The sequence below is a fragment of the Streptomyces glaucescens genome (assembly GCF_002154375.1).
GTDB classification, from domain to species: Bacteria; Actinomycetota; Actinomycetes; order Streptomycetales; family Streptomycetaceae; genus Streptomyces; species Streptomyces glaucescens.
On sequence record NZ_MUND01000329.1, the window covers coordinates 1 to 7,964 of the forward strand.

A 7,964-nucleotide genomic window follows, 5' to 3' on the forward strand; every position below is an offset into this window, starting at 1 on the left:
CGCCCAGGGGACCGGTCGGGTCGCCCTGGTCGTACAGCTCGTCGGAGGCCGAGGCCGAGGCGGAGGCGGAGGGCTGGTCCGAGGTCGCGGCCGGTGGTGGTGACACGGGTGCGGCAGGGGCGGGCACCGAAGCGCCGGTCCCTGCCACCCGTTCCCTGGTGTTCCGCGACCGGGCGCTCCGCCCCCGCCACCATCGCACCCCCAGCGCCGCCGGCACGCCCACGACCGCCGTCCACAGCAGCCCCGCCGCCCCGGTCTGCCACCACACCGGCCCGAAGCGGGCCAGCCTCCCGGCGCCCAGCGGGCCACCCGCCAGCCCGGCCAGCACGGCGAGCGCCACCGCGCACAGCCCGGCCGCGAGCAGCGCGCCCAGCGCGGTCCGGCCCCGCGACCAGCCGTCCCCCGCCCGGGCCACGAACCAGCCCACCGTCAGTCCGGCCGCCACCGGCACCGCACCGGCCGCCCAGTGCAGCGGCGTCCCGGGCCCGGCCTCCGGCACCGCCGCCAGCAGCGGGAACGGCGGCAGCAGCGGCGCGGGCGCGGCGGACAGGGGGCCGGTGACCCGGCCGACACCGAGGGCGAAACCGGGGCCGAGGGCGTAGGCCGCGCCCCACACCGCCGCGTTCGGCAGCAGCGCGAGACACAGCAGCAGGACCGCGAACCGGTCCGACCAGCCCTCCGTGAGCTGCGTGAACGCCACGCGCGCCGCCCCGCCGTGCCACACCAGGGACACGGCCACCAGCAGCGCCCCGCCTCCGACATGGGCGGCGGTCCCGGCCGCGGCGGCCCGCGCCGCGACCTCCAGCCGTCCCCGGCCCGGCTCGGCGCCCGGGTCGCGGAGGAGGCGACGGAGAGCGCCCGGCACCAGCGCCGGCACACCGTGCGCGCCGTCCAAGGGGCCTCGGGGACAGCCGTACGCCGACCACACCCCGGCCCCGGCCGCCACCCCGGCGACCAGCGGCAGGCTCAGCCCCGTCCACAGCCATGAGGGCCGCAGCGCGCCATCCGCCGTGTACAGCACGACAGCGGCGCCGACGCCCAGATAGCCCAGCACCACCCCGGCCCACGCCGTGCGCGCCCGCACGGCCGGCCCCTCGTCCCCGCCCGCCGGGTCCCCTTCCACCGCGTCGCGCGCCGCCCGGTGCAGCAGCCAGACGGGCAGCAGGAGCAGCAGCAGCGGGGTGAGGCCGACCGGGGCGGGCAGGCCGGAGACGGTGTCGGTGCGGACCAGTTCGGCGCCGTGCGCCAGCAGCCAGAGGGAGGCGGCGACATGCAGCGCGCCGCCGGGCCCGCTGTCCGGGTACGGCGAGCTGATCCACAGCAGCATCACCAGGGCGGTGAGCGAGCCGAGGCCCAGCCCGGCCGCGAGGGCGCCGTTCAGCAGGCCCGCGGCAAGTCCGGGCGAGCGGCCCCGCAGCGGGGTGATCAGGGGCGACAGCGACGGTCGGAGGTCGGTCATCCGGTTCACGCCCGTCATGCTCCCAACGACACGCGCTTTTCCGTCGTAACAGGCGAACCCCCGCTGTGTCGCTCAATATGTGCTTATGTGCTTTTTCGTACGGAGGGGCGACCGGTGACGCAGCGTCCTGCAACCCCGCTTCCCCCGCCCAAGGAGCGCCGACGGCTGCGCGAGGCCGCCGCCCTGACACAGGCTCAGCTCGCCTCCCGGGTGGGCGTCAGCCGGGAGACCGTGCGGGCGTGGGAGTCCGGCCGCACCACTCCCCGCGGACGCAGACGCGACGCGTACGCGACCCTGCTGGCCCAACTGGCGCAGCCGGTGCCGTCCGGGCCGGCTCCGGAAGGCGCGCCCGCACCGGCACCAGCACCGGCACCGGCACCGGCGCCGGTCACCACGGAACTGCCCGCCACCGCACCCGTCGTCATCGCGCCCCCGGACAGCGCCGCCACCCACCCGGTGCTGACCCCGGGTCAGAACACGCGGGAGAAGGAACCGGAGCAGGGAGACGAGCCGGAGCGGGGACCGGCGCTCCTCCCCGCTGTGTCCGCGCCGGCCGGCGTCGCCGCCCCGCTCACCCCCGCAGAGGCCTTCGACGCCCTCTACGCCTTCTGCGCGCCCGCGCTCGTCCGTCAGGCCTACCTCCTGACCGGGCGGCGGGAACTCGCCCGGGAGTCGGTGGAGCGGGCGTTCCAGCTGGCCTGGCAGCGGTGGCCGGAGGTGGCCGTCGACCGGGATCCGGCGGGGTGGGTGCGCGCGGCGGCGTACGAGTACGCGCTCTCCCCCTGGCACTGTTTCCGGCCCCGCTACCGCCACCCCGAGCCGCCCCCCGCGGACGCCTCCGACCGCGCCCTGCTGGACGTCCTGCTGGCTCTTCCGCCGCCGTACCGCCGCACCCTGGTGCTGTACGACGGGGTCGGGCTCGGCCTCCCGGAGACCGCGGCCGAGACGGAGGCGAGCACTCCGGCGGCGGCGAACCGGCTGCTGCACGCGCGCGAGGCGGTGGCCGAGCGGCTGCCGGAGCTGTCGGACCCGGCCGTACTGCACCAGCGGCTCGCCGAGCTGGCGTCCGCCGAGCGGCTGCGCGCGGCCCGGCCGCCGGCGGTGCGCGGCGGCAGCGAGCGCCGGGCGCGGTTCTGGACCCGGGCCGCCATCGCCTTCACGGTGGCGCTGATCGGTGCCACCGCGCTGACCCTGCGGACGGCCCCCACGCGGTACGAGCCGCCGGTGCCGCCGGGTGAGACGGTGCGCGGAGTGCCGCCGCGGGCCGCGCCGGGCCCGCTGTCGGAGCGGGAGCTGGAGCTGCGCGCGAAGCTGCGCGAGGAGATGGTGAACGGGCCGGAGAGACTGGTCCCGGAACCGGAGTGAGCATGCGGAAGGGCCCGCACCCTGGGTGGGATGCGGGCCCTTCCGGTGGCTGTCGGCCGTGTCGGCCCACGGCCGACGGCGGTCAGCCGGCCAGGACCTCACGGGCCAGCTTCGCCGTCTCGGTCGGCGTCTTGCCGACCTTGACGCCGGCGGCCTCCAGGGCCTCCTTCTTGGCCTGCGCGGTGCCGGAGGAGCCGGAGACGATGGCGCCCGCGTGGCCCATGGTCTTGCCCTCGGGCGCGGTGAAGCCCGCGACGTAGCCGACGACCGGCTTGGTCACGTTCTCCTTGATGAAGGCCGCGGCCCGCTCCTCGGCGTCGCCGCCGATCTCACCGATCATCACGATGAGGTCGGTCTCCGGGTCCTCCTGGAAGGCGGCCAGAGCGTCGATGTGGGTGGTGCCGATGATCGGGTCACCGCCGATGCCGACACAGGTCGAGAAGCCGATGTCGCGCAGCTCGTACATCATCTGGTACGTCAGCGTGCCGGACTTCGAGACCAGGCCGATGCGGCCCGGCTTGGTGATGTCGCCCGGGATGATGCCGACGTTGGACTGGCCCGGGGTGATGATGCCGGGGCAGTTCGGGCCGATGATGCGGGTCTTGTTGCCCTTCTTGCCGGCGTACGCCCAGAAGGACGCCGTGTCGTGCACGGCGATGCCCTCGGTGATCACGACGGCCAGCGGGATCTCGGCGTCGATGGCCTCGACGACCGCGTCCTTGGTGAACTTCTCCGGCACGAAGATGACGGAGACGTTGGCGCCGGTGGCCTCGATGGCCTCCTTGACGGTGCCGAAGACGGGTACCTCGGTACCGTCGAAGTCCACGGTCTGACCCGCCTTGCGCGGGTTCACGCCGCCCACGACGTTGGTGCCGTCACCGAGCATGAGCTTGGTGTGCTTCATGCCCGTGGCGCCGGTCATGCCCTGGACGATGACCTTGCTGTCCTTGTTGAGCCAGATAGCCATGGTGTGTGGTGTCCTCGTCCTGAGTGCTTACTTGGCGGCGTGGGCCAGCTCGGCGGCCTTGTCGGCCGCGCCGTCCATGGTGTCGACGCGCTGGACCAGCGGGTGGTTGGCGTCGGTGAGGATCTGGCGGCCCAGCTCGGCGTTGTTGCCGTCGAGACGGACGACCAGCGGCTTGGTGACCTCCTCGCCGCGGTCCTCGAGGAGCTTCAGGGCCTGGACGATGCCGTTGGCGACCTCGTCGCAGGCGGTGATGCCACCGAAGACGTTGACGAAGACGGACTTCACGTCCGGGTCGCCGAGGATGATCTCCAGGCCGTTCGCCATCACCTGGGCGGAGGCGCCGCCACCGATGTCCAGGAAGTTGGCGGGCTTCACGTTGCCGTGCTGCTCACCGGCGTACGCGACGACGTCCAGGGTGCTCATGACGAGACCGGCGCCGTTGCCGATGATGCCGACCTCGCCGTCGAGCTTGACGTAGTTGAGGTTCTTCTCCTTGGCGGCGGCCTCGAGCGGGTTGGCCGCGGCCTTGTCGTGCAGTTCCTCGAACTCCGGGTGGCGGAACTCGGCGTTGTCGTCCAGCGACACCTTGCCGTCGAGGGCGATGACGTCACCGGAGGCGACCTTGGCCAGCGGGTTCACCTCGACGAGGAGGGCGTCCTCCTTGATGAAGACGTCCCACAGCTTGACCAGCACGTCGGCGACCTTGTCGGCCACCTCGGCCGGGAACTTCGCGGCCTCGACGATCTCGCGGGCCTTCTCGGCCGTCACGCCGTCGATCGCGTCGATCGGCGTCTTGGCGACGGCCTCCGGACGGTTGGCCGCCACCTCCTCGATGTCCATGCCGCCCTCGACGGAGGCGATGGACAGGAAGGTGCGGTTGGCACGGTCGAGGAGGAAGGAGACGTAGTACTCCTCGACGATCTCCGGAGCGGTCTCGGCGATCATGACCTTGTGGACCGTGTGGCCCTTGATGTCCATGCCGAGGATGTCCGTCGAACGGGCGACGGCCTCGTCCGGAGTGGCGGCCAGCTTCACGCCACCGGCCTTGCCGCGACCACCGACCTTCACCTGCGCCTTGACGACGGACTTGCCGCCCAGACGCTCGGTGATCTCGCGCGCCGCCTCAGGCGTGTCGATGACTTCACCGGCCAGCACCGGTACATCGTGCTTGGCGAAGAGGTCCCTCGCCTGGTACTCGAACAGGTCCACGCGCTTCCGTCCCTATCAGTGATCTCGCGGTTCGTTGGATGCGTGGGCGTGCCGCGAAGGGCAACGTGACGTCCGCTGTCACAAGGGAGGCGCACACGGTGTCCGAGCGCGCGGCATGTCCGTCTCGCAGGTTATCGCCGGTTGCGGGGGCGTTCTAAATCGCGGGTCACACCCGAGCGGTGATACCTGTCACATGATGCCGGGATGTGTGGCACCGAGTGTCGGGACGTGTGCGAGCGAGGCGGAACCTCACCGGGTTGGGGTCGGCCCGGTGAGGTTCCCTGTTCGGGCCCCGGCGGGGGCGAACGGGCGTCCCGAGGCCGCCCGCCGGGGCTCGGGCCGCGGCGCTCCCCACCCCGATGGGGACCGCCGGGCCCTCTCCGCGGGGGTACGGCCGGACCGGCCGACGGTTTTCGGCCGGTCCGGTCCGCGTCCCCGCGAAGCTCACACGCCGTACGAGCCCTGGGAGCCGTAGAGGCCCTGCGGGCCGTACGTGCCGTCCTGCGGGGTGTGCAGGTCGTCGGCGTCCGGGGCCCAGCCCGGGGTGACCGATCCGGCCACGCCCTCCGCGCCGGTGACCGCGTGACCGGCGAGGCTGCCGCCGGTGGAGTGAACGGTGCCGGTCAGGTCCCCGGCGAAGGGGGCGACGTCACCCGCCACTCCCTGCGCGAACGGGGCCGCCTCGCCCGCCACGCCGTACCCGAACGGCGCGACCCCGCCGGCGACGCCGTACGCCAGCCCGGCCGCACTGCCGCCCACGCCGCCGACGGCGTCGGCGACCGGCCGCACCGTGTCGTACACGGTGTCCACGACCGGCTGGACGGCGCCCGTGACGCCCTGCGCGAACGGCGGCACCTCGTCCGCCACACCCTCCGCGAAGCCGCCGGCCTGCCCGGCCACGCCGTACCCGAACGGCGCCACGTCCGCGGCGACACCCGCCCCGAAGGAGCGCACGTCGCCCGTCACGCCGTGGGCCAGCCCGCCCGCGTCCGCGACGGCCTGACCGGCGACCGGCACCACCCCGCGCACCGCGGTGTGCGCGACCGGCGGCAGCACGGTGCCGGCCGCGTCCGCGGCGACCTCGCCGGCCAGCCCGGTGGCGTACGGCGGCACGTCCGCGACGGCCCCGGTGGCGACCGGCGTCACACCGTCCACGGCCTGCCCGGCGACGGGCACGATCCCGTGCACCGCGCCGGTGACCACCGGGCGGACGCCGTGCACCGCGTCGGCGGCGACCGGCTGGACCCCGTGCACGGCCCCGTACGCGACCGGCTGGACGTCGGCGACGACGCCGTACGCGAGCGCGGTCGCGGCGTCGACGGTGTGCCCCGCGGTGGCGGCGACACCGGCCACGGCGTCACGGGCGACCGGGGCGAGACCGGCGACGGTGTCCGTGACGACCGGCGTCACACCGTCCACGGCCCGCTCGGCGACCGGGACGACCCCGTGCACGGCGTCCGTGACGACCGGGTGGACGCCGTGCACCGCGCCGGCGGCGACCGGCTGCGCGCCCCGGATTGCGGAGGCGGCGAGCGGCGGCACCGCTGCGGCGGCCGTCTCCTGGACGACCGGGGTGATGCGGCCCGGGAGGCCCTGGACGGTGGCGGAGGCCGTGCCGACGGTGCCGACCGCCGTCGCACGGACCGTGCTCACCTTGCCGGAGACCGTGCTGACCGTGCCCACGACCCGCTGCTCGACTCCGTCGACGGTCCCGGTGACATGGCCCGGCACGGACGAGACGGAGGCCTCCGCGGCCGTCCGCACCGCGCCCGCCTCGCCCTGGGCGACGGCCGCCACGCCGGCGGCCCGGGACTGGACGCCAAAGACCGTGGCCCGCGCGGCGCCCTGCGCACCGGCGGCGGTGCGGCCCGCGCCCGCGACCGCGTACTGCGCCTTCGTCCGTACGACGCCCTCGACGCCCTGCGCCTGGGTGCGCGCAGCCGACTGGGCGCCGTGCAGCCGCGTCTGGGCGGCGGCCAGGGCCTGCTCCAGCTCGGGCGCGAAGGCGGAGAGGGGACCGAAGAGGTAGTCGATCACGTCCTGGGGGGACGAGGGGACGTCCGGGAGCGCGTCCCGGCCCGCCTCGGCGGTCACCCCGACGGCGGCGTCCGCCTGGGCCTGCGCGGCGGCGCGGGCGGCGTGAGCGCCGTGGATGGCCTGGGCACCGCGGACCTTGGTGGCCTTGGCGGTCTTCGGGACGGAGACCTTCGCGTCGACGTACCGGCGGGCCTGGTCGGCGGCGGAGGCGGCGGGAGCCTTGCCGGAGACCGTGCCGGTGGCGGTGGTGGCGGCCGCGCCGGCGGTGCCGGCCGTCCGGGAGACGGTGCCGGTGGCCTGGCCGAGGGTGCCGTCGACCGTGTCGCCGGCCGTGCCGAGGGTGTCGGTGAGCGTGCCGGTCACACCGCGCACGGCACCGCCGCCGGTGACGCCGGAGACGGTCCCCTCCACCGTGTCGGTGAGGTCGCCGGTGACCGAGGCGAGCGTGCCCTCGGCGTCGGCCGCGTCCGGCGCGGAGAGGGAGGAGGCGGGCAGTTCGTCGGCGCTTGCGTACGTGGAACCGAGCGCCCAGGCGCCCGTGACGCCGGCGGCTATGACGATCGAGCGGCGGATGTTCTTGTTCATTGCGTGCGTCTGATCCTTTGGGGTTCCGAGACGCCGGGGAATCCGTCGGAGGACTCCGGGCTTGGGGACATTCCGGAGGTGGGAACTCCGGATGGGTGGGCAGACCTGTTCCGCCCCCGCGCGGCAGGTCAGGCGGGGGAAAGGGCTGCCCTATCCGGGGAAAACGGGAATGTCCCGGTACCGGTCCCGGCTCTCGCCCGCGTCGGCCCAGGCGAGGACGCCGGGCACGGGCCGCAGCGGAGCACGCTGCACGGCGGTCACCGCACACACGTCACCGTGCCGCGAGCCGCCGTTGTCGGCGGCCGCCCGGCTGCCGAGCACACCGCTGTCGCCACCCGTGGG

At 74.8% G+C, this 7,964-nt stretch carries 5 protein-coding genes and 1 pseudogene; 1 reads left to right on the top strand and 5 read right to left on the bottom strand.

Annotated features, from left to right (window positions below; genetic code table 11):
• Window positions 1-1,477, bottom strand: a 1,477-nt coding sequence (locus CCN42_RS21770; RefSeq protein ID WP_211294768.1) for a cell division protein PerM, incomplete at its 3' end; no start/stop codon positions are given.
• Between the two features lie 96 nt (window positions 1,478-1,573).
• On the opposite strand from CCN42_RS21770, the gene CCN42_RS21775 reads away from it, so the two are divergent.
• Window positions 1,574-2,824: a helix-turn-helix domain-containing protein gene (locus CCN42_RS21775; RefSeq protein ID WP_086738041.1), complete on the top strand. Its 1,251-nt coding sequence runs from the start codon at window positions 1,574-1,576 to the stop codon at window positions 2,822-2,824.
• An 82-nt stretch (window positions 2,825-2,906) separates the two neighbouring features.
• Here CCN42_RS21775 and sucD read toward each other — a convergent pair whose 3' ends face one another.
• The 4 genes and pseudogenes from sucD to CCN42_RS42640 form a co-directional block, all read right to left on the bottom strand.
• Window positions 2,907-3,791 carry a succinate--CoA ligase subunit alpha gene (gene sucD / locus CCN42_RS21780; RefSeq protein ID WP_043503463.1) on the bottom strand — a complete coding sequence of 295 codons (885 nt, stop codon included), beginning with the start codon at window positions 3,789-3,791 and terminating at the stop codon, window positions 2,907-2,909.
• A gap of 27 nt (window positions 3,792-3,818) precedes the next feature.
• Complete coding sequence (gene sucC, locus CCN42_RS21785) at window positions 3,819-5,000, bottom strand: ADP-forming succinate--CoA ligase subunit beta (RefSeq protein ID WP_086167964.1); 1,182 nt, start codon at window positions 4,998-5,000, stop codon at window positions 3,819-3,821.
• Between the two features lie 444 nt (window positions 5,001-5,444).
• Window positions 5,445-7,622, bottom strand: coding sequence for a hypothetical protein (locus tag CCN42_RS44640; protein ID WP_245877404.1), 2,178 nt, complete (start codon window positions 7,620-7,622; stop codon window positions 5,445-5,447).
• Window positions 7,623-7,772: 150 nt separating this feature from the next.
• Window positions 7,773-7,964, bottom strand: a pseudogene (locus CCN42_RS42640) (hypothetical protein); the annotation flags it as partial.